16 protein-coding genes, 1 other RNA gene, 1 pseudogene and 1 riboswitch are annotated in these 21,586 nt (G+C 51.8%); of the genes and pseudogenes, 9 read left to right on the forward strand and 9 right to left on the reverse strand.

Annotated elements, in window-relative coordinates:
* Positions 1-10 precede the first annotated feature (10 nt).
* Together cydB and Q8O77_RS07960 are read right to left on the reverse strand one after the other, a co-directional pair.
* A complete protein-coding gene (gene cydB / locus Q8O77_RS07955; RefSeq protein ID WP_305552323.1) occupies positions 11-1,054 on the reverse strand; it encodes a cytochrome d ubiquinol oxidase subunit II in 1,044 nt (347 codons plus the stop codon).
* Positions 1,054-2,460 (reverse strand): cytochrome ubiquinol oxidase subunit I, encoded by a 1,407-nt coding sequence (locus Q8O77_RS07960; protein WP_305552324.1) that lies wholly within the window; start codon positions 2,458-2,460, stop codon positions 1,054-1,056. The genes cydB and Q8O77_RS07960 overlap by 1 nt, the downstream gene beginning before the upstream one ends.
* Positions 2,461-2,751: 291 nt before the next feature.
* Here Q8O77_RS07960 and Q8O77_RS07965 point away from each other — a divergent pair, with 291 nt between their 5' ends.
* The 3 genes from Q8O77_RS07965 to Q8O77_RS07975 are packed head-to-tail and all read left to right on the forward strand — an operon-like array spanning position 2,752 to position 7,097.
* Complete coding sequence (locus Q8O77_RS07965; protein ID WP_305552325.1) at positions 2,752-4,650, forward strand: sensor histidine kinase; 1,899 nt, start codon at positions 2,752-2,754, stop codon at positions 4,648-4,650.
* Positions 4,643-6,022 carry a sigma-54 dependent transcriptional regulator gene (locus tag Q8O77_RS07970; protein WP_305552326.1) on the forward strand — a complete coding sequence of 460 codons (1,380 nt, stop codon included), beginning with the start codon at positions 4,643-4,645 and terminating at the stop codon, positions 6,020-6,022. Before Q8O77_RS07965 ends, Q8O77_RS07970 begins: the two co-directional genes overlap by 8 nt.
* 52 nt (positions 6,023-6,074) lie before the next feature.
* Positions 6,075-7,097 (forward strand): zinc-binding alcohol dehydrogenase family protein, encoded by a 1,023-nt coding sequence (locus Q8O77_RS07975; protein WP_305552327.1) that lies wholly within the window; start codon positions 6,075-6,077, stop codon positions 7,095-7,097.
* Between the two features lie 67 nt (positions 7,098-7,164).
* Here Q8O77_RS07975 and Q8O77_RS07980 read toward each other — a convergent pair whose 3' ends face one another.
* Together Q8O77_RS07980 and Q8O77_RS07985 are read right to left on the reverse strand one after the other, a co-directional pair.
* Positions 7,165-7,770 (reverse strand): YkgJ family cysteine cluster protein, encoded by a 606-nt coding sequence (locus Q8O77_RS07980; RefSeq protein WP_305552328.1) that lies wholly within the window; start codon positions 7,768-7,770, stop codon positions 7,165-7,167.
* Between the two features lie 125 nt (positions 7,771-7,895).
* Complete coding sequence (locus tag Q8O77_RS07985; RefSeq protein ID WP_305552329.1) at positions 7,896-10,748, reverse strand: EAL domain-containing protein; 2,853 nt, start codon at positions 10,746-10,748, stop codon at positions 7,896-7,898.
* A 226-nt stretch (positions 10,749-10,974) separates the two neighbouring features.
* On the opposite strand from Q8O77_RS07985, the gene Q8O77_RS07990 reads away from it, so the two are divergent.
* On the forward strand, positions 10,975-11,280 hold the full coding sequence (locus tag Q8O77_RS07990) for a cytochrome c (RefSeq protein WP_305552330.1): 306 nt from the start codon (positions 10,975-10,977) through the stop codon (positions 11,278-11,280).
* Here the strand turns inward: Q8O77_RS07990 and recQ are convergent.
* On the reverse strand, positions 11,250-13,118 hold the full coding sequence (gene recQ, locus Q8O77_RS07995) for a DNA helicase RecQ (protein ID WP_305552331.1): 1,869 nt from the start codon (positions 13,116-13,118) through the stop codon (positions 11,250-11,252). The two genes, Q8O77_RS07990 and recQ, sit on opposite strands and share 31 nt — an antisense overlap.
* Before the next feature lie 158 nt (positions 13,119-13,276).
* On the opposite strand from recQ, the gene rarD reads away from it, so the two are divergent.
* Positions 13,277-14,188, forward strand: a complete 912-nt coding sequence (gene rarD, locus Q8O77_RS08000; protein WP_305552332.1) for an EamA family transporter RarD — start codon at positions 13,277-13,279, stop codon at positions 14,186-14,188.
* Between the two features lie 32 nt (positions 14,189-14,220).
* On the forward strand, positions 14,221-14,898 hold the full coding sequence (locus Q8O77_RS08005) for a DUF599 domain-containing protein (RefSeq protein ID WP_305552333.1): 678 nt from the start codon (positions 14,221-14,223) through the stop codon (positions 14,896-14,898).
* A gap of 61 nt (positions 14,899-14,959) precedes the next feature.
* Here the strand turns inward: Q8O77_RS08005 and Q8O77_RS08010 are convergent, their stop codons facing one another.
* The 4 genes and pseudogenes from Q8O77_RS08010 to Q8O77_RS08025 form a co-directional block, all read right to left on the reverse strand.
* The gene (locus tag Q8O77_RS08010) at positions 14,960-15,535 is read right to left on the reverse strand and encodes a BON domain-containing protein (RefSeq protein ID WP_305552334.1); all 576 of its coding nucleotides are present in this window, start codon (positions 15,533-15,535) and stop codon (positions 14,960-14,962) included.
* Positions 15,532-16,113 (reverse strand): SIS domain-containing protein, encoded by a 582-nt coding sequence (locus Q8O77_RS08015; protein WP_305552335.1) that lies wholly within the window; start codon positions 16,111-16,113, stop codon positions 15,532-15,534. Before Q8O77_RS08015 ends, Q8O77_RS08010 begins: the two co-directional genes overlap by 4 nt.
* 21 nt (positions 16,114-16,134) lie before the next feature.
* Positions 16,135-16,471, reverse strand: a pseudogene (locus Q8O77_RS08020) (YraN family protein).
* 5 nt (positions 16,472-16,476) lie between these two features.
* Positions 16,477-18,309, reverse strand: a complete 1,833-nt coding sequence (locus Q8O77_RS08025) for a penicillin-binding protein activator (RefSeq protein WP_305552336.1) — start codon at positions 18,307-18,309, stop codon at positions 16,477-16,479.
* A gap of 86 nt (positions 18,310-18,395) precedes the next feature.
* On the opposite strand from Q8O77_RS08025, the gene rsmI reads away from it, so the two are divergent.
* The 3 genes from rsmI (at position 18,396) to Q8O77_RS08040 (ending at position 21,539) form a co-directional block, all read left to right on the forward strand.
* The gene (gene rsmI, locus Q8O77_RS08030; protein WP_305552337.1) at positions 18,396-19,247 is read left to right on the forward strand and encodes a 16S rRNA (cytidine(1402)-2'-O)-methyltransferase; all 852 of its coding nucleotides are present in this window, start codon (positions 18,396-18,398) and stop codon (positions 19,245-19,247) included.
* Positions 19,248-19,267: 20 nt separating this feature from the next.
* Positions 19,268-19,636: RNase P RNA component class A (gene rnpB, locus Q8O77_RS08035), an RNA gene on the forward strand.
* Positions 19,637-19,858: 222 nt separating this feature from the next.
* Positions 19,859-19,954: riboswitch (cyclic di-GMP riboswitch) on the forward strand.
* 178 nt (positions 19,955-20,132) lie between these two features.
* Entirely contained in the window at positions 20,133-21,539 is a 1,407-nt protein-coding gene (locus Q8O77_RS08040) for a hypothetical protein (protein ID WP_305552338.1), read from the forward strand.
* Positions 21,540-21,586: the final 47 nt, after the last annotated feature.

Genomic DNA, 21,586 nt, shown 5'->3' on the forward strand with positions numbered 1-21,586 from the left:
CGCTTTAGCATTAGTAACCCTCCTCGAAGTCTTCTACCTTACCGCGAAAGATATGATAGCCCCACAGCGTGTAGGCAAGGATCAACGGCACGAAAATCAGCACCCCGGGTAGCATAAAACTTAAGCTGGCATCCGGCGCTGCGGCGGCGTAAAAGCTCAGTTGGCGTGGCAGCAGGTAAGGAAATAAGCCAACCACCAGCCCGACAAAGGCCAGCAAGAACAAACTGGCCGCCAGCCAGAACGGCCGGCTTTCATGGCGGCGGTTAATATCGCTGTCGGCGGCAAACTGGCGTTGTACGCGGCCTAAGTCGCGAAATAATAAGCGCGCCGCTAACAAGGCCAACAATGGCAGTAACATCAGCGCCAGGGTATGCGCGCCGCCAAACCAACGCTGACGAATGTCCGGTTGCAGCCACAGTGTCCACAGGCTGACTAATAACATCGACAACATAACAAATAACAGCAGGCGTTGACCGTAGCGGGCTGCCTTTTGCTGAATGTCGCCACGGCTTTTCATTGTCAGATAGGTGCAGGCCAGCAAAGCATAACCGGCCATCACGGCAAGCCCGGTAAACAGGCTGAACGGCGTTAGCCACTGTAAGCTGGACAAGGCTATAGTGTCGCTGTCTACGCCCTGCACCAGCACGCCCAGCATTAAGCCCTGACAAAACGCCGCCAGGCTGGAGCCGATAGCAAAAGCCCGGTTCCACCACTGCCGTGAAGTGTTAGATTTAAAGCGATATTCAAAGGCGACACCGCGAAAAATCAAGCCAATTAACATCAGCATTATCGGCAGATACAGCAAAGAGGCAATAGATGCATAGGCTGCCGGAAAGGCGCCAAACAGAATAACGCCGCCAAACACCAGCCAGGTTTCGTTGCCATCCCACACATGCGAGATAGAGCGCATCAGATGATCATGCTCGGCATCGCTGTTAAACCAAGGATACAAAATGCCGATGCCCAAATCAAAGCCATCCAGCAGCACATACATTAAAATGGCAAAACCGAGCAGCAGAAAGTAAAACAGCGGTAAGCCTAATTGCAGTTCCATCAGTGGTGCTCCTGTACCGGTTTAATCTGTTTCGCCAGTGCTGCGGCATAGCCGGCAGCTTTTACGCCAATCAGTTGTTGTTGCAGTTGCTCCGGCGAGGGCGGGCCTTTGCGGATCAGTTTGCGCATAAAGTACAGATAAACGCCAAACAGCAGGCTGTAAGTCAGCACAAACAGCGTTAAAGAAAACAGCACCCGCTCGGCCGGCAGTGGCGACACTACCTCCATAGTACGTACCAGGCCCTGTACCAGCCACGGCTGGCGGCCTACTTCTACCACATACCAGCCGGCCAGCACGGCAATAACGCCACCAGGCGCCAGATAGCTGCAGGCAGTTAAAAACCAGCGGCTTTGATACAGGGTGCCACGCCAACGCAGGAAAGCGCCGGTTAATGCCACCAGTATCATCAGCATGCCAATGCCGACCATTACGCGGAAGGAGAAAAACACCACGGCGACATTGGGCCGCTCGTCTGCCGGCACAGCTTTTAAGCCCATCAGCTCGCCATCCGGGTCATGGGTTAGAATCAGGCTGGCCAGTTTAGGGATAGCAATTTCAAAGTGGTTTTTCTCTGCCGCTTTATCCGGAATCGCAAACAGCAGCAGTGGCGCGCCGGCTTCACGCTCCGGCCAAATGCCTTCCATCGCGGCCAGCTTAACCGGCTGATGTTCTTTCACGTTCAGGCCGTGCAAGTCGCCGACGTAGGCTTGTAGCGGCGTTAAAATCAGTGCCAGCCATAAGGTCATCGACAGCCCTTTACGCGCCATGGCTTTGTGCTCTGTATGCAACAGTTGCCAGGCACTGGTGGCCAGCACGACAAAGGTGCCGGTAATAAAGGCGGCCAATAGCATATGGCTGAAGCGGTAGGGCATGGAGGGGTTAAATATCACTTCCCACCAGCTTTTAACATGAAATACGCCGTCGACAATGACATAGCCTGCCGGGGTATGCATCCAGGAGTTTGCGGCAATAATCCAGAATGCCGATATCCAGGTGCCGACCGCCACCACCACAGTGGCAAAGAAGTGCAGTTTAGGCCCTACACGTTGCCAACCAAACAGCATAATACCGAGAAAGCCGGCTTCGAGGAAAAACGCTGTCAACACCTCGTATGCCATCAGGGGGCCGAGCACAGTGCCGGTAATACGGGAAAACTCAGAGAAGTTAGTGCCGAATTCATACGACAACACTATGCCCGATACCACCCCCATACCAAAGGTAATGGCAAATGGCTTGATCCAGAATTTGGCCAGTTGCAGATACACCGGCTTACGGGTTTTTAGCCACAAGCCTTCCCAAATGGCAATTAAGGTCGCTAGGCCAATAGTAATCGACGGAAAAATAATATGAAAACTAACGGTAAAAGCAAACTGCAAGCGCGATAACAGCGCGGCATCCAATTCCATGTCAGCGTCTCCGTTGTTGTAAATAACACCAGGCGGCGGGAGCCAGGGCTACGGCGATCATCAGGCTCAGGGCCAGTACTTCAGTTAATAACAGGCTACTGTTCATAAAGTTCTCTTTTACTGCTGTTGAAAAGCTGACTTAGCTATCTGCAGTACCCTATAGCAAGATGCTGACCAGCTTTGTTGGTTGTTTTTATGCTGTTGATTTTAAATGATTTTAATTTTTAACTTGAGCTAATTGTAAACAAGGTTTACGATTGTATTTCGCTTTAGCTGTTAACAGGGTTTACAGTGGATCTGTCGTTACTGTTTGAAATCAGCATGTTGCTAACCAGTGCTTGTGCCGTATTGCTGGCCGGTTGGTTACTGTGGCAGGGCCAGCGTCAGCGTGCTATGCCGGCGCTGGCCGGTTTTGCCGCCATGATGGCATTATGGTGTGCCGGCCATATAGCTATATTGCAACAGTGGCCAACGTTGGGTATGGCGCTGGTATTGGCTAATCCGTTGATGCCAATGTTTTTTCTGCACTTTGCCGTACAGTTTGTTGCCGACGGCAATAAGCCGGTACCGGCCTTGCTGCAACAGCGCAAATTTCTTCCCGTACTGTATGGCTTAACCGGCATCATTATTATGCTGAGCTGGGTTGCCGGCGGCGCTAAGGTGATCAGCAGTAGCGGCTTTGCGGCATTTTTTGTGTTTCAGGGCATGGGCTGGCTGAATCTGCTGTACACGGTAGCGCTGGGGGTGGCAGCACATATTGTATTGTGGCTGGGCTGGCGCGTGCACAGCGGCAATAAGCGCCGCTCTATCGTCGCCATGTTTCTCGCCGGAGGCTGGGGGTTGTTGCTCGCTACCAGCTTTGTGTTTCCGTCGCTGGGGCTGAACTGGTATCCGTACCCTATGCTGCTGTTGCCCAGCTACTTACTGCTGCTGGTGTACGGTGTGGTACGTTATCAGGTGCTGGCGATTAATGCTTTTGCTAATAAAGCGCTGCTATGGCTGGGCATGCTGTTGCTGGTGTTAGCGCTGATGGCGCTGGTCAGCGCTTTACTCGGGCAGTTGGGGATGCAAGCGTTGTCTGCGGTGCCTGCCAGTCAGCTGTGGTTGTATTCTGCGCTGTTACTGCTGTTGTCTGCGGCCTGTTATCAACCTTTGTCGTTGTTAGCCAGGCGGTTGATTTACCCCGGCGGCCAATTAAATGAAAGCCTGCTGGCGCATTGGCGCGCGCAATTGCAACAAGCGCAGAGCTGGCCTGAGTTGGCAACCCGTGCTGCAGGATTATTGTCAGGCCGCTTGCGCCGGCGCGTGAGTGTGCAACTGCCGGCCGCCGGTGATGAACGGGCAGAGCTGGATATTTTGTGCCGGCGGGATGACAGCGGTTGGCACTATCAATTACGCGGCTGGGATGATGTAACACCAGGCTACCGCTTACAGGGCGAAGTGTTTGCGGCTTTACTGCTGAGTAACTGCCGTATTCTGGAGCAGTCGTTAAAACTGGCGGATGCCGAGCGCAAACGGCTGGACCAACAACATCTGGTTGAGCTCGGCGCTTTATCAGCTGCCATGGCACATGAGCTGCGTAATCCACTGAATATTATTGCTATGGCTGCCGCTACCACGCCGGCAGAGACGCGCGCTCATATTCAGCAACAATTAAAACGCGCGGATCGTTTAATTGCGGACCTGCTCAGTTATTCCGGCCGGCTGCAATTGCAGTGCAGCCGGCTACCGCTAAAGCCGTTGCTGCAGGCGGTGATCAGCCAACAGGACTGGCACGGCGTGCAATGTCAGCTGCAGGTGGCAGATGAGCTGACGCTGTACGCCGACAGTTATCGTGTGCAACAGGTGTTGATAAACCTGATAGACAATGCGCTGGCATTTTGCCGCAACCAGCCGCAGGCGCTGATCAGCATCACCGCGCGCAGCGGCCAGGATCAGCTGTGGCTGTATGTGCATAACAATGGCCCGGCCATTCTGCCGCAGCAACAGGCCACGCTGTTTCAGCCTTTTGTCAGTAAGCGTGCCGGCGGCAGTGGCCTTGGCCTGGCCATAGTGCGGCGCATTATGCAGGCGCATGGCGGTGAGGTAAGGCACAGAACCGATCTGGGCTGGCCGGTAAGTTTTGAGCTGCAATTTAAGCATCAGATTGAACAACCGCATAAGCAACCACAGGATAACGCAGATGGCTAATGGCAAAATTTTACTGGTCGACGACGAGCCGGCGTTTCGCCAGCTGGCGCAAAGCTGGTTAAGCCAAACCGGCTATCAGGTAGAAACCGCAGCCGATCTCAGCGCAGCCCGCGCTCAGCTTAGCCGGTTTGACGCCGATTTAATTCTGCTGGATTTGTCCTTACCACCGCAATTTGATCCGCAACATACGCTGCAGGCATTGGCAGAGTTTAACAGCCGGCCGGTGATTATTCTTACCGGCCATGCCGAGCGCCAGTTAGCATTGGATGCCATAGCGCTGGGGGCGTGGGATTTTATTGCCAAGCCGGTTGATCCGGATTTACTGGCCGTAGTGATCAAGCGGGCACTGAGCAAGCATCAGTTGGACACCGAACTGCAGCAGCTGAAACAGCAGCAGCAAACCGATGCCGGCCTGCAGCGCTTAATAGGTGTGTCGCCGCCAATGGTTGCTATGCGCACTTTGATCCAACGCATTGCGCCGACCGACGTACGGGTGTTGGTTACCGGGCCGTCTGGTACCGGTAAAGAAGTGGTATCGCGTGCACTGCACGAACTTAGCCGGCGCGCGGCACAGCCCTTTGTGTCGGTGCATTGCGGTGCTATACCGGCAGAGCTGTTAGAAAGTGAGTTATTCGGCTATGTTAAAGGCGCTTTTACCGGTGCCGATAAAGACCGGCCCGGTTTACTGAAACTGGCTGACAACGGCACCTTATTTTTGGATGAAATAGGCGAAATGCCTCTGCCAATGCAGGTGAAATTATTGCGGGTGCTGCAAGAGGGGACTTATTTCCCGGTGGGCGGGCGCGAACAACATAAAATTGATGTGCGTCTGATCTCCGCCACCAATGCCAATTTACCGCAGTTGGTACAAAAAGGCCTGTTTCGCGAAGATTTATACTACCGTATCAAGGGCATTACGCTGGAAACGGTCGCACTGGCAGAGCGACGCCAGGACATACCGCTGTTACTGCAGTTTTTCCTTGAACAACTGCAGCGCCAACACCGGCAATTGCTTAAACTGGACAGCACCGCATTAAGCTGGTTTTTACAGCGCGACTGGCCGGGCAACATCCGCGAGTTGAAAAATACGTTGGAGAGTGTGGCGGCCGTGGCGCAGGGCGGCGTGATAAGCATGGCCGATATCAGCTTGCTGCATCCCGAAGCGGTTACTACGCCCTCAGTTGTCACAGAGATTGCTGCAGACTCTTTACTGCTCGATCCCGCAGTGCAACAACTGGAAATTCAGCTGATAACCCGGGCCATGCAGCAAAGCGGCGGTAACAAAACCCGCGCGGCACTGTTGTTGGGTTTATCCAGGCAAGGCTTGCTGAAAAAACTGCAGCGCTATAAGCTGACGTATCATGAGATGTAATTAAAGCGCAGTAGTATCAAGCGACTTAATGCAAAACTATAAGGGTAAAGCAATGAAAGCAGTAGGCTATCAAACCTCGTTACCGGCCACAGATCCACAGGCATTACTGGATATAGAGTTAGCGGATCCGGTGGCCACAGGGCGCGATATTCTGGTGCGGGTACAGGCCGTATCGGTTAATCCGGTGGATACCAAAGTACGCCAGCGCGCGCAGCCTGAACCGGGCCAATATAAGGTATTGGGTTGGGACGCTGCCGGTGAAGTTGTCGCCGTGGGCGAAGAGGTCACGTTGTTTAAGGCCGGTGATAAAGTATTTTATGCCGGCTCGCTAACCAGGCCGGGCAGTAACAGCGAGTTGCAACTGGTAGACGAGCGTATCGTAGCACTGATGCCGGACAACCTTAGTTACGCTGAAGCGGCGGCGTTGCCGTTAACTGCTATTACTGCCTGGGAGCTGCTGTTTGACCGGCTGGAAATACAACAAGCCAGTTTAAAGCATCCGCGCCCGGTGTTATTGGTCACCGGCGCTGCCGGTGGCGTAGGTTCGGTGCTGTTGCAGTTGGCGCGTAAGCTGACAACCGTTACGATAATAGCCACGGCCTCCAGGCCGGAAACGCGGCAATGGGTTACGGAGTTGGGTGCGCACTATGTGCTGGACCACAGTCAGCCGTTGTTACCTCAGCTCAAAGCACTGGATTTAAGCTGTGTCAGCCATGTTGCCAGCCTGACGCACACTGAGCAACATTATGCCGAACTGGTACAAATGCTGGCGCCGCAGGGCAAGCTGGCACTGATCGACGACCCGGCCGCTGGCATTGATATTATGCCGTTAAAGCAAAAGAGCATTTCGCTGCACTGGGAGTTTATGTTTACCCGCGCTATGTTCGGCACACCGGATATGAATGCGCAGCATCAACTACTGACCGATTTGGCACGGCTTATTCAGCAAGGCCAGATCAAAACCACGCTAAAGCACAGCGCCGGCAGCATTAACGCTGCCAACTTACGCAGCGCGCATCAGCTGCTGGAAAGCGGTACTGCTATTGGTAAGGTGGTACTGGAAGGCTGGAATTGATAAGTTGGAATTAACAAGCTGAAATTAACAAGCTACCGGGCAGCCCTTTGCGGCTGCCCGATATTTATCAGGCAATTTGCTGATCGTCGTTCATGCCGGAATACCAGGCTTTAAACAACACTTTTTCCAGCGCCTGTTGCAAGGCATCGTTAATGGGTAAGTGTTGCTTACCCAGTTCATAATCCAGCTCGTTTACCTGCTCTTTGGCCATAATCATCATCGGCGGCGGATCAGACTGCAGCGCTATCAGCGTATCCTGATACGCCTGCGGCCGGTCGGTTTTAATCACCTTGCACACTGATAACGAGGTTTTGCCTTGCTTGTCACGATAGCCCGCAGCGCCGAACAAGCGGCAAATAGCCGGGCGCTGCTGGTACACACTGCATTGACCCTGCTTGCCGTCAAACGACAGCTTCTGGTAAAAAAAACAGCCCTGAGGCTCTGTTAACTCTTCGAGTTGTGTCAGTGTTTGTTCTGCTTTACCTTGATCAAACAAGTGTAATGCCAGCGGCAACATTTCCAGCACCGTCGCTTCTATCGTCGGTTGCAAACAGCATTCACCGCAGCCGCTGCGGCAATTTAAGCCACGCTGTTGCTGATAAGCTGAAAACGTCGTCGCTATTTCGCCATACACAGCCTCAACACGACGCGATAGTTCACGCAGCCGTTGCATTAAAGACTCCGAACGAAATAAGTGTAAATTTGGGTTTGCCTGTTAAGGAGCGACGAGATGTCGCACCGGCATTGTACTGAGTTGGTTATTCTGTCAGCAATAGGGGCAGTAAAATATATTTTACCTCAGGTTAGCAGTGTGTTTAGCGGCATCGGCCGGGCGATAGCATAACCCTGGGCATAATCAATACCCATGATCTCCAGCGCGGCCAGTGTTTCTGCGCTCTCCACACATACGGCTATGGTTAACATACCCATGGCGCCGGCGACTTCGTGAATTGATTTAACGATAGCTTTGTCGTAATGATCGTCCAGTACATCACGCACAAAGTGGCCATCGATTTTAACGAAGTCGGCCGGGAAGTGTTTCAGGTAGCTGTAAGAGGAAAAGCCGCTGCCAAAATCATCCAGCGCAATACGACAGCCCAAAGCGCGAAAATGCTCAATAAAGGCGAGGGTGTTTTGCAGATTAACCAGAGCTGCGCTTTCGGTGATCTCAAAACAAATTTGCTGATACGGAATTTGAAAGCCGCTGAACAGTTGCTGCACGTCGTCTTTAAATGCCGGGTCCAGCAAGGAGCTGCCAGACACATTAATACTGCACAATGCCAACTGCTGCAGGTGCTCCGGATGTTGTTTTAACCAGCGGAAATAATGCCGGATCACCCAGCGGTCGATTTGCGGCATCAGGCCGTAACGATCAGCGGAACTTAAGAAACCGGCTGGTGCTATAAGGTGGTTTTCATCACCCTGCAAACGTAGTAACAGCTCGTAGTGTAAGCCGTTGCTGGTTTTGTTCAGCGCCTGCACGGACTGCTGGTGCAGCACAAATTTGTCGTCTTTTATTGCCTGACGTAGCTGTGATACCCACTGTACTTCAGCTTGGTGTTGTTGGGTATCTTTGTCATCCTCATCAAATAACTGAATACGGTTACGGCCTTTATTTTTCGCAATGCCACAAGCCGCGTCGGCTTTTTTTAACACACTGTCGGCCAGGCTATCGTCTGCGGCTATGTCAGCGATACCAATACTGGCACTGACAGGATAAATATTGTCTTGCCAGATAAAGCGGAATTCACGCATCGCATCAAGGATGCGGTAACCCAGCGCAAAGGCTTCGTTGGCATTTTTGCCAGGCAGCAGAATACCAAACTCATCACTGTCTAACCTGGCCAGTTGCCCGGCAAGGCCGGCAGTACGTTTAAACAGTTCACTGACTTGCTTAAGCAGCGCATCACCGGCGCTGTGGCTGCAACTGTTATTAATCACTTTAAACTGGTCAATGTCGATATACAGCACGGCACCTTTGTTACGGCCTGGCGTATCGCACAGCATTTGTAACTGCTGTTCAAAGTAAAAGCGGTTGTACAAAGCGGTTAAGCTGTCATGGTTGGCCAGGTAGGCCAGCTGTTCATGGGCCAGTTTTTGCCCGGTAATATCAATCACCGAGCCATGCACAAATTCCTCTTTGCCATTGTCTGAACGCGCCAACCGCACTGACATTAGCGCCCAAAACGGGCTGTTATCAGCGCGCAAGCCGCGAATTTCGAAGCTGTTCTTACTGCCCAGTTCAAGTTGGCGCAGCATATGTAGCCGCTCGCCGGGGTCTGCATAAAAACGGGCCATACCGGTACCGCTGATGGCTTGCTCTAAGGCGTTGCGATCGGGATAACCGAGAATATCCAACAAGGCTTGGTTAACATTGATTAAACGACCATCCGCGGTGGTGGTAAACATGCCTTCTACGGCATTGTGAAAAATATCATGGTACTGCTGCATCGACGCGCTGTGTTGCAGTGCAGGCTCGTTGGGCAGGCGGATATTCTGCAGATTAAAACTGGTTAAAGCCAGGCACAGCAGTACTAACGAAAATAAGATGTATAGCCAGTTAACATCAGCCCGCAAATACCCGGCCTGGTGCAGTGTCAGCAGCAAAGCGCTGCACAGCGTCAGCACACAAGCCCAGACAAAAGTGCGGGCGCGGGCATCGCCGGCCAGGCTGAAACTCAATGCCAACAAAAAATTACTGATTAATACCCAGCACAGGGCAAAAAACAGCAGATACAGCCGCAACTGGCCATCGGCAAACAGCGGGCTGAACAATAGCAGTAAGGCTGCAAAGCTGCTGATATGGCTGCAACGGCGCCACCAGTGGCTGGCATAGCTTTGCAGCGCATGGCTGGTAAACAGGTTCAAACATAGCAGAGCTGCGCCCACAGCAATATATAAAATGGCTTGGTTAACTTCCGGATATTCCGGCCACAACACCGCAAAGGCCATGCCGTTTAAAATGGCGACTACCAGCGCAAAGCTGACAAAAAAACCGGTGAAATACAGGTAATGCCTGGCTTTGCTGTGGATAAACAGCACCAAGTTATACAGGGCCAGCAACAGTAAGATGCCCTGCAATAAGCCATCCAGAATGGCGTTTTGCTGCATAGTGGCAACAAAGTGGTCGTGGCGCCATAACCGGATATCACCGGGTATCACGGCTGCATCTTGTATCTTGATATAAATATCGGTTTCTTCGTCCGGTAGCAGGGTCAGGCTTACGGCAAAACTACGGTAGGGCAGGGCGCGTTCGCTATACGGATAGCTGTTGCCGGAGCGGGTAAGCAGCTTAATATCTTTGCTTTGCTGCTGCAATTGGTACATTTCTATCTTATCTGCCAGCGGAAAGTCATATTCGAGAATGCTGTGCAACGGCCTGTTGCCGCTGTTATGTAATCTGGCAAACAGCCACACTGCCTGGTCTTCTTCAAATAGTAAACTCTGCTGCCGGGTTATCAGGCTAAAGCTGTGATGATGCACCGGGTCGGCCAATAAATCGTCCAGCGTCATGTCGGCCGGCGTGACAAAAAAGTATAGCTGGCGCAGGCTTTGCTGCCCGGTCAAAGGGCTTTGCAGGGGGTTAACTTCAGCGTGAAAGGCGTGGGCAACGCCGGTGAGTAAGCTAAGCAGCAGTATCACAATATGCATAGTGCTTCTCACGGCTACGGTGCTCCCCTGGGCGCTAAGAATGGTTGGCGGTCAGTATTGTTAATGTTTTAGCGGCGAACATTAACATAGAGCGGCTTATGGTGTCAGCAGAAAATCAAATTTTGCATGGCTTTGCGCCAGATCGGGCTTGTAGCCGTTTATATGGCTTGAGCATTCAGCAACTTAGGTTATAACTAAACGGTACAATAACAATAACGGAGATTCTATGAGACAGTGGATAGCGGGCGCCGCCCTGATGTTAACAGCTGTTGCCGCTCAGGCGGCAGATCTGCAACTGGGTAAAGCCAAGGCCGCCGTGTGCGCCGCTTGCCATGGCGCCAATGGCATTTCGATAATTCCGGATTACCCTAATCTGGCCGGGCAAAAAGTGAAATACCTGGAAAGCTCGATTAAAGCCTATCGTGACGGTGAGCGGAAAAACCCGATTATGTCGCCAATGGCGGCAGGCTTATCTGATGCTGATGTCGCAAACCTGGCCGCCTATTTTGCCAGTTTACCGGCCGGCGGCTGAGCTTCATCACTCAGGTAATCACTGATGGCGTCGATAAAATCGGCGCCGTAGCGGCTGAGTTTGGTTTGGCCCACACCGGAAATTGCCAGCAGGCTGCGGTTATCGGTAGGCAGTTGCTGGCACATTTCTATTAAGCTGGCGTCACTGAATACGACAAAAGGTGCCACGTCATCACGGGCGGCAATATGCTTACGTAGAGCTTTTAACTTAGCAAATAAGGCGCGGTCATATTGCTGCTTACTTAAGCGCTGCGGCTCGCGTTTTACGCTCTGCAACCTGGGCACCGCCAGCGACAATGCCGTCTCGCCACGCAGTACCGGCCTGGCGGCAGGTTGCAGTTTTAACACCGAGTGGGCGGTAATGTCCTGTTGCAGCAAACCAAAATGAATCAACTGCCGCAGTATGCTTAGCCAGTAGTCGTGGCTTAAGTCTTTGCCCAAGCCCCAGGTGGATAGTTTATCGTGCTGTAATTCAACAATTTTCTGATTCTGGCCACCGCGCAGTACATCAATAACATGGTGCATACCAAAGCTTTGGCCAACACGGTACACACAGGATAATGCCTTTTGCGCTAACTCGGTACCGTCAAACTGTTGCGGTGGTTGCAGGCAAATATCGCAGTTGCCGCAGCCTTGTTGCCGCGCTTCGCCAAAGTAATTCAGCAGCACCTGTCGCCGGCAAATTTGCGCTTCGGCAAAGGCTGCCATAGCCAAAAAGCGCTGCCAGGCCACTTCAGCGCGTTGCGGGTTTTCTTCGGCTTCCAGCCAGCGTTTCATCCGTGCAATATCGGCCGGGTCAAACAGCAAGATGGCTTCAGCGGCTACGCCGTCGCGGCCGGCACGGCCGGTTTCCTGATAATAGGCTTCAATGGTGCGCGGCAGTTCAAAGTGCACCACATAGCGGATATTCGATTTGTTAACGCCCATACCAAAGGCAACAGTGGCCACAATCAGCTGATAATCGTCGCGTTTAAAGGCGTCCTGCACCGCATTGCGCTGCTCGCTGCTCAGCCCGGCGTGATAGGCGGCTGCATTAAAACCGCGCTGTTTCAGCTGTTCAGTTAACTCATCAACTTTGCGCCGCGAGCTGCAATACACTATGCCACTGGCGCCGTCCTGCTGCTGTAAATAGGCGGTTAGTTGTTCTACCGGGCGAAATTTTTCCTGCACGGTGTAGCGGATATTGGGCCGGTCAAAGCTGCCAAGGTGAATATAGGGCTGCTGTAATGTCAGTTGCTGGGTTATATCCTGCCGCGTGGCGCCATCGGCGGTGGCTGTCAGTGCCATCAGCGGCACCCCGGCAAAACGCTGCTTCAACAGCGCCAATGCCATATAGTCGGGGCGAAAATCATGGCCCCACTGCGAAATACAGTGCGCTTCGTCAATGGCAAATAAGCTGACGCCGACCTCTTGTAACCGATCAAGAAAGTTGGGCTGTAACAAGCGTTCCGGTGCGACATACAGTAGTTTCAGCTCGCCGCGGCGCAACCTGGCAAACACCTGCAGCACTTCTTCGCGGCTTAAGCTGCTGTTAACAAATTCGGCGGCAATGCCGTTGGCTTTGAGTGCGTCGACCTGATCTTTCATCAGCGACATCAGCGGCGATACCACTATGGTAACCTGCGGCAACAGCAAGGCAGGTAATTGATAGCACAGCGATTTACCGCCACCGGTTGGCATCAGCACAAAACTGTCGCGTTGCTGCAGCGCCGCCTGAATGACTTCAGCCTGGCCGTCGCGAAACTCACTGTAGCCAAAGGCTTGTTTTAACAGAGGTAGTAAATCTTGTATCACGGTTTTATCACGTAGTGTGGTCAGCTGGCCCGAAACAGCCGCCATTCTAATCAGAAACGCGCCGTTCAGAAACAATAAAATGCGATTAAGCCTTGCCGGGCTGCCACTTATTTAGTTGGCTGACCGGTTTTTACCGTTCAGTGTCCTGCGCTTAGCAACAAAAGCGGCGTATAATAGTGGCTCATTTACCGGAGCCTGCCTGCATGTCGTTAAGCCGCGAACAAAAACTGGGTGGTATCTTTGCCGCCAGTGCCTACAGTTTATGGGGCGTGGCCCCGCTGTATTTTAAACAAATCGATTTTATTCCTGCCGCTGAAATTCTGATCCACCGTATTGTCTGGTCTTTTTTACTGTTGTTTATCGTGCTGCTGGCGTTAAGGCAGGGCGCCAAAGTGCTGGCAATATTGCGCCAACCGAAAATGCTGGGCTGGTTATTAGTGTCGGCGTTGTTACTGGGTGGTAACTGGGGGCTGTTTATCTGGGCGGTAAACAATAACCATATGTTGGACGCCAGCTTAGGCTACTACATTAATCCGCTGTTGAATGTGCTGCTGGGTATGCTGTTTCTCGGCGAGCGGCTGCGTAAGCTGCAGTGGGCCGCGGTCGCGCTGGCCACCAGCGGTGTGTTGCTGCAACTGATCACCTTTGGTTCTCTACCCTGGATAGCGCTGACGCTGGCAGGATCGTTCGCTATTTACGGCTTAATGCGCAAAAAGCTGGCGGTCGATGCCATCACCGGTTTGTTTTATGAATCGGTGTTGTTGCTGCCGCTGGCATTGTGGTACTGGTGGCAATTTGCCGACAGCAGTGCAGCCAATCTGCTGCAGAACAGCTGGCAGCTAAACGGTTACCTGATGGCTGCCGGCCTGGTGACTACAGTACCGCTGCTGTGCTTTATTGCCGGGGCGCGACGCTTGCAGTTATCTACTATGGGCTTTTTTCAGTATATCGGCCCCAGCTTTATGTTTGTGTTTGGTGTCTGGTTGTACCATGAACCCTTCGCGGCAGAGCGTTTTGTAACCTTTGGTTTAATTTGGTTAGCGCTGTTATTGTATACCGCAGATGCGTGGCAATTTAACCGCCGGCGCTATCTGCGCGGCGCTAAAATAGCTTAAGCTTGAAACGAACATAATAAGGGAACCCTTTAATGGAAAATACCATTGATTTAATTGCGGTTATCTGGTTTTTTGGCTTATGGATTGGTTATACATTATTTGCTAAACGCCGCGCTAAAGTGGTGAGTTGTCTGTCGTTTGAGCTGCGGCGTAAACGTAACGACTGGATGCAAAAAATGCTGCTTCGCGATAACAAAATGGCCGATGTCGGGCTTATTTCTACCTTAGAGCGCAATGTCACTTTTTTTGCTTCCAGCACCCTGTTAATTCTGGCCGGTTTACTCACGGTAATGACAGCAGCAGACAAGCTAAGCCTGATGTTGACCAACCTGGTGCCCTGGGCCAGCTATAGCGAAAGCGCGGTGCAGCTCAAGCTATTGCTGCTGAGCTTTATTTATGTGTTTGCCTTTTTCCAGTTTACCTGGTCATTGCGCCAATACGGTTTTTGCGGTGTATTAATTGGCGCGGCACCGGATGGCCGCGGCATGACATCAGACGAGCAACAGCTGTACGCCAACCGTGCTGCTAAGGTAATTGATCAGGCCGGCCATTCGTTTAACTATGGCCTGCGCTCCATTTACTTTTCATTGTCGGCGCTTACCTGGTTTATTGACCCAATCCTGTTTATGGTGGCGTCGGTGGTGGTGATGCTGGTAATGAAGCAACGCGAGTTTCACTCTAAGGTGCTAAAAGCGCTGCAGGAGTGTTAAGTATTCTTGGCCTGACAATAAAAAAAGGCAGCAATCGCTGCCCTTTTGCCATATGTGTTGCTCAGTTTTGCCGGATTTCAAAAGCACGTACCACGCGCGCTACACCATCAACGTGACGGGCAATATCTACCGCTTTGGCCGCTTCCTGATCATTTACCAGGCCCATTAAAAACACTTCGGCGTTTTCTGTTACTACCTTGATATTTAACCCGCTGACCTGCTCATCGGCCAGCAACTGGGTTTTTACTTTAGTGGATATCCAGCTGTCGCGGGTACGGGTGGTCATACCGGTATTGTTGCCTAAACGGATTTGGTTTTGCACGTCGCGCACACCGTCAATCTTGGCCACTAAGGCGCCGGCCCGCTGGCGCACTTGTTCGGTACGGGTTTGTCCGGTTAGCAGCATCACGCCGTTATAGCTGGTTACGTTAATATTGCTACCTTCGGCCGTAGCCGGGTCGTCGGCCAGTGCCCTATTGGCTTTTAACACCACGTTTTTATCATCAATTTGTGCACCCAGGGTACGGCGGTCATTGGCTGAGGTCACAGCGGTAGCGCCACCGGCGACCACCGCCGCTGCGCAGCCCTGCAGTAACGCCAGCAAGGTGCAGGCGCAGAGTAATTTTAGCGTGTTCATAGATCTCCTTGTTGTGGAAACAACGTCATATCAATCAGTTCGCACAGGCTGTGCAATAAGAAGGTGTAGCATTCAAAGATGCGTGCACGCCGGTGCGCCGGCACTTTTAATTCGACATCCTGTTGGTTCAGTAAGCCGGACAGTTCGCCGCTGCTGTCCACTGTCAGGGCAATAATTTTCATATCATTGGTTAGTGCTGCTTCGACCGCTTTTATTAACGCCGGTTCACTGCCGCTGAGTGAGATCACCAATAACACGTCGTTGTTTTGCCCCAACGCTTTAATTTGTCTGGCCAGATAATCCTGCTGGTGGTTGTGTTGCAGGCTGTTATTCTGCGGCTGTAAGGCCAGTGCCGGCAAACAAGGCCGTTCAGTTTCAAACTGGTCCAGCAGTAATTGGGCAAAATGGCTGGCCAGGGCCGCTGTAGCACCTTCGCCACAGCAGATCACTTTACCGCCGCTAACCAGGTTGTTAACGATAACAAAGGCGGCGTTTTCCAGCGGGCCGGCAAGGCTTTCACCGGTGGCGATCATGGTTTGAATATTTTCGCTGAACAGTTGGCGGATATGCTCTTGCATCACGGTTTCCTGTGTCGGTTACTACTGCGTAATCGCATTTTTTATCCATTGGTAACGGTACGGTGGCTGGCCTTCAATCGCCAGCACATCCAGCCGGCAAGCGTGATCATGCAACCGGTGTTGCTGTAAATACCAGCGGCTGCTGCGCAGTAATTTCTGCTGCTTGGCAACGGTGACTGCCGCCAGGGCACCACCAAAGGCGCTGCTGGCGTTCAACAAATACCAGGCTGGCACCATCGCGCATCACTAAATCTATTTCACCGGCTTTACACTGGTAATTCTGCTGCAGCAAGGTTAAGCCCTGCTGTTGCAGATACTCTGCAGCAAGTTGTTCATACAGCTGGCCGAGTTTATTCACAGTGTTTAGGGTTCCTGCACCGGTAACAGGCGGTTATTGCGGTAACTGGCCCAGCTGAGCCGGCGTACTATGCTGCCGTTGCTCTCCAGCCGCAACTGGCCGGTCAGGCCGGGGAACACCGTAGAAGGCAACTGTTGCTGTTGGCGCAGGCTGCCGACTAAGTTGAAGGCATCGTAGCCCATGGCAAACAGGCGTTGCAGCGTTTCGTCCTGCTCCGGAAACAGTTGCTGATAGGTGCTGCGCAACGCCACACTGTTTTGCTCACCCAGCATCCACGGCATTTCGGTAAAGGTTAAGCCGTTTAAATCGCGCAGGTCAGTGCTGTCCAGCCCGGTGCTGTGGCTGCGTGAACTGGCATATACCGGCACACGGGGCGCAGTTTGGCTAACTGAAACATCAACAAAGGGTTTAAACAACCGCGTTTGTACCGGGTCGGCAATCAGGTAAATGGCATCAATATCCAGCCGGCTATGCGGATCGGCCTCCAGCTTGGGCGACACCAGGCTGCTTAGTTGTTTTACCCGCTCACGGCTGCGGTCGGTTTCCAGTACGCGGTTAATTAAGCCTTCAAGCTCTTCTTTACTGTTAAAACGGTGCTGCTCCGGTGCGCTGTTACCCAGTTCCTGCCAGCGGGCAGCAAAGCGTTGCTGCATACGCACACTGATATTGTTGGCTGAGCTTATCACCACCGGGCGGCGGTAATTTTTCTGCTGGAACAAAGCCGCCATTTGCGCGGCTTCATCTTCCATACTCAGGGCAAAGTAAAACTGCTCCGGCTTGTGCTGATAGTTGCTGTCGCGGCTGTTTAAAAACAACGTAGGCCAGCGCCAGTCTTCCAGCCGGCTGATGGTATCAACCTGGTCCTTTAATAGGGGGCCTATAACGAAACCAGCTTGCGCCTGCTCTATCTGGCGCTGCAGTTCGTCGCTGTCCAGTTGGCTGTCGATAAACACCAGTCCGGTGGCGGAATCATTGCCGGCGGCGGCTAAAATACCGTATTGCACGGCCTGCGCATGTTGACGGAACTGGCCATTAAGCGGCAATAACACGGCAATACGCTGTGGTTGATAAGGCGTAAGGCTAAGCAGTTGTTGCACGGCGTCAGGTAGCTGCTGTGCCTGTGGCAGCATCGGGTAGCGGCGTTGCCAATCGGCAAAGGCTTGTTGCAGCGCCTGCGGCTGGCCAATGTAGCGCCGGCTTAGCAGCGCCAGATTTAACCAGGCACTGCTGATTTGGTTGGCGCCTGTCCGCAGTGTTTCTAACTGGCTGTCGCTCAGGGCAGACAGGTTTTGCCACAGCATATCGCCATGCTGCGGGTAACGCTGTTCGGCGTCGCTTTGCTGTGTCAGCTGTAACAGGTCGCGGCTGGCCGCCAGATAGCGCTGTTGTTGAGTCAGGTATTGGCTGCTAAGCCAGAGAAAATCGGTTCTGTCGCCGGGGTCTATGTCTGATAACGCCGTATTGTCGAGTAATTGCAGCAGGCTGTTTTGCTGCTCAGTGGCAAGATAAGCCTGCAGCAACACCAGTTTATTTTGCCGTTGGATCAGAGGATACGGGCTTTGTTTCAGGTTTTCGCTTATTGCCAGCGCCAGCAGGTAATCTTGCTCGGCTATCGCCTGGCGCGCGGCTTTAAGTAAATGATAATGCTGTGGCTCGGCCTGATAATTCGCCGCCAGCCGGTATAGCTGCCGTGCCGGCACGGCCGGAGTTTGCGGTTCTGTACTGTCGGTAGCGGTTGGTTGGCCGCTAAGCGGCGGTTTTACCGGGCCTTGGGCACAGCCGGCAAGCACCGTACACAGGCCGATAAATAACAGAGGCTTTAATTTGCTGGAAGTCACAATGCGCAGTACCATAGCGAGACAATGGTCTTATCTTACTGAGACTGCCGGTTAAGCTCAAACAAATAGCGTACATTAATCATCAAATGGCAAAAGAAAACGGTTTTTTATATGTAGTGGCCACCCCGATTGGTAATTTGGACGATATCAGCCAGCGTGCGATCAGCACCTTGCAGCAGGTAGATTGGATAGCAGCAGAAGACACCCGTCACACCGGGCGCTTGCTGTCGCATCTGGGTATTAACGCCAAAACCCTTGCCCTGCACGACCATAACGAGAAACAACGCGCTGCCGGCATTATTCAAAAGTGCCTGGCCGGTGAGCATGTCGCATTGGTATCCGATGCCGGTACGCCGCTGATCAGCGACCCGGGTTACAGTTTAGTGCGCCAATGCCGCGACGCCGGGGTGCGGGTTATTCCCATTCCCGGCCCTTGTGCGTTAATTACCGCCTTGTGCGCTGCAGGGTTACCGACCGACAAATTTCATTTTATCGGCTTTTTGTTACCGAAAAGCCAGCAGCGGCAAAACCAGCTATCCGACATTCCGGCCGGTGTCGGCACTATTATTTGTTATGACACTGCCAGACGGATAAAAGATACGCTACAAGATGTAGTGCAGGTGTTTGGCGCCGATCGAGAGCTGGTACTGGCCAAAGAGCTAACCAAAACCTTTGAGCATCTGGAATACGGCACAGCCGCACAGATCACCGCCTGGTTAGAGGCTGACCCGCAGCGCTGTCAGGGCGAAATGGTACTGATGATAGCGCCGACACCCAAAGCGGAAACTGAAGTAAGCGATGCTGAACTTAGCACCCTTAAATTACTGCTAACCGAGCTGCCATTGAAAAAGGCTGCCGCCTTAACAGCACAAATACATGGTGGCAAGAAAAACGCCCTGTATAAAGTGGCACTGCAATTGTCTGGTGAAAGCGAATAAAATGCGTATAATTGCGCCCGTGAGTTGGCCAAGACAATCGCTGCCTGCGCAAGCAGGGGGAGGAAAGTCCGGGCTCCACAGGGCAGGGTGCCAGGTAACGCCTGGGGGGCGTGAGCCTACGACCAGTGCAACAGAGAGCAAACCGCCGATGGCCCACGCAAGTGGGATCAGGTAAGGGTGAAAGGGTGCGGTAAGAGCGCACCGCGCGGCTGGCAACAGTTCGTGGCACGGTAAACTCCACCCGGAGCAAGATCAAATAGGCCCCCTTTGGCGCGGCCCGCGTTGGGGGCGGGTAGATTGCTTGAGGCTTAAGGCGACTTAAGTCCTAGAGGAATGATTGTCACTCTGGCAACAGAGCACAGAACCCGGCTTAACGGCCGGCTCACACCAAACACCACAAAAAACCGCAGCTGTAACAGGCTGCGGTTTTTGTTTTATAGCCCTTCATATTTACTGTTTCCGCTGTCGGAAAAATTATCAGCACTTAGCGCTTGATTTGTAAAGCTTGTTGCAAAATTGGCTAAAAAATAACTTGTCTATTTGTAATTATTTGTATATCTTGCAGCCGTTCAGCTTGCGTTAATGTAATTGCGTTTTCGTCTCAAGCTAAGACAATTAAAAGGCAAACTGTACCGAAAGGTCAGGACGCAAAGCCGCTGGTCTAATAACGTTCGTTACGAATGTTAATGATGGCAGTGGTTGCATTAGCTTAGTCACATCTGTTTGATGTCAATCATAACGGCATTTCTGCCGTTGTCTGATTATGCCTATCTATGCCGTCTGTCTTTATTCGTTGCGTGGCGCAGCCATTGCGACTTCTTCATTTTGTCTGCCATTGATGCCAAAGCGCATCGGGCGATGTTTTTTGTACGGAGAGTAATAAAGATGTTGAAAAAGAACTTAGCCCTGAGCGTAGTTTATGCGTTAACCCTGGCTGGCTTAACAGCCTGTGGTGGTGGCTCTGACAGTGGTACAGAAGCGCCGGTCGCAGTGCCAAATCCTACGCCAACACCAACACCAACACCAACACCAACACCGGAAGAAGAAGTGTTGCCTGAGTTTGCCTCGGCAACTTATATTGTTCAACAGAATGGTGAGTTGAGAGAAGTTGTTATTCTGAATAACAGTTTGCTGTACAGTTCGACAGGCTCGGTTTCGAATGCTTACGCTCGTTTTGATGATATAAGTAGCTTTGTTTCTGAAGGGCAAATTGTTGATGCAGAGGGTATTATTAAATCAGGTATCACCCCTTTTTTAGTTGATGCGACTTTCAGTGTCGATTTAAATTTTAATGACGAAGAGATTGTGAGCAGTCTGTCGAATGTCGCCATATCAAGTTCTGTACGCAACAGTTTTTCAACGGTAGCCATGGTAGCTGTGCAGAATTTAACTGACTTGTCATCGCTTAACCAGCAGTGGAAAACCAGTCATTTTTCTTCATTTGAGATTGATACCGCGCTGGTACTTAGTGCCACTGATATTAATAACTGCGATATCACCGGTACTTTGACAGAACAAGCTAACCAGGTGTTTTTAGCATCTCTGACGTACAGCGGCTGTGAGCAAGCTGGTCAATATGATGGTGCATTGTGGGCGTATGAGCTTGACGATGTTAAATATTTAAACTGGCTAGCCTTTAATGATGAGCGTCAATTCGTCACTGGCCGGATTGATAATGTAGAAAGTGCGCAGGAATATTTTGCTCTTAACGGCAATCTCAGAGCTGGGGTACATGTTAATACGTCACAAGAGATAATGCTTAATAAAGGCGACCAAATACATTTAATTAATTTATCTGCTGACAGTAGCTTTGCCTTTACGCAGAAGGCCGCTGATGACAGCACTAAGTTGGAAGCTGACGGCAAAGGGTTATATATGAGTAGATCTGCCGTTGCACAGTTTGAGTTAACTTTTTCTGCAACCGGCAATAACCTCGAGGGTGAGGTGACATTCGAAACTGACGATATCAGTAGTGATATTACAGTGAGAAATCTGCAACCTATATCTCAGAATAGAATGTTGGCATCCTTAGCCGGTACATGGAATACATTCTCTATTACGGACTCTGGCGAAGTTAGCGGAACTGTATCTGATTGCTCTGTAACTGGTCAAATTGTTGATTATCAGGCATCTGTTGCTGATATCAGTATGACATTAAGTGGTTGTGATCTCGCAGGTGATATCAATGGCATTATTGCTGCTTGGTCTCAGGATTCCGGCGAAGTGTTAGCACTGAGTTTATTTAATGAAGGCGCACAGGTACAACGAGTATCTGGCTTTATTGTAAGATAATTTTATTAACGCGTTTAAAAGCCCGGGTAGTTAACTACCCGGGCTTT

Source organism: Rheinheimera sp. (assembly GCF_030690345.1).
GTDB lineage: Bacteria > Pseudomonadota > Gammaproteobacteria > Enterobacterales > Alteromonadaceae > Alishewanella.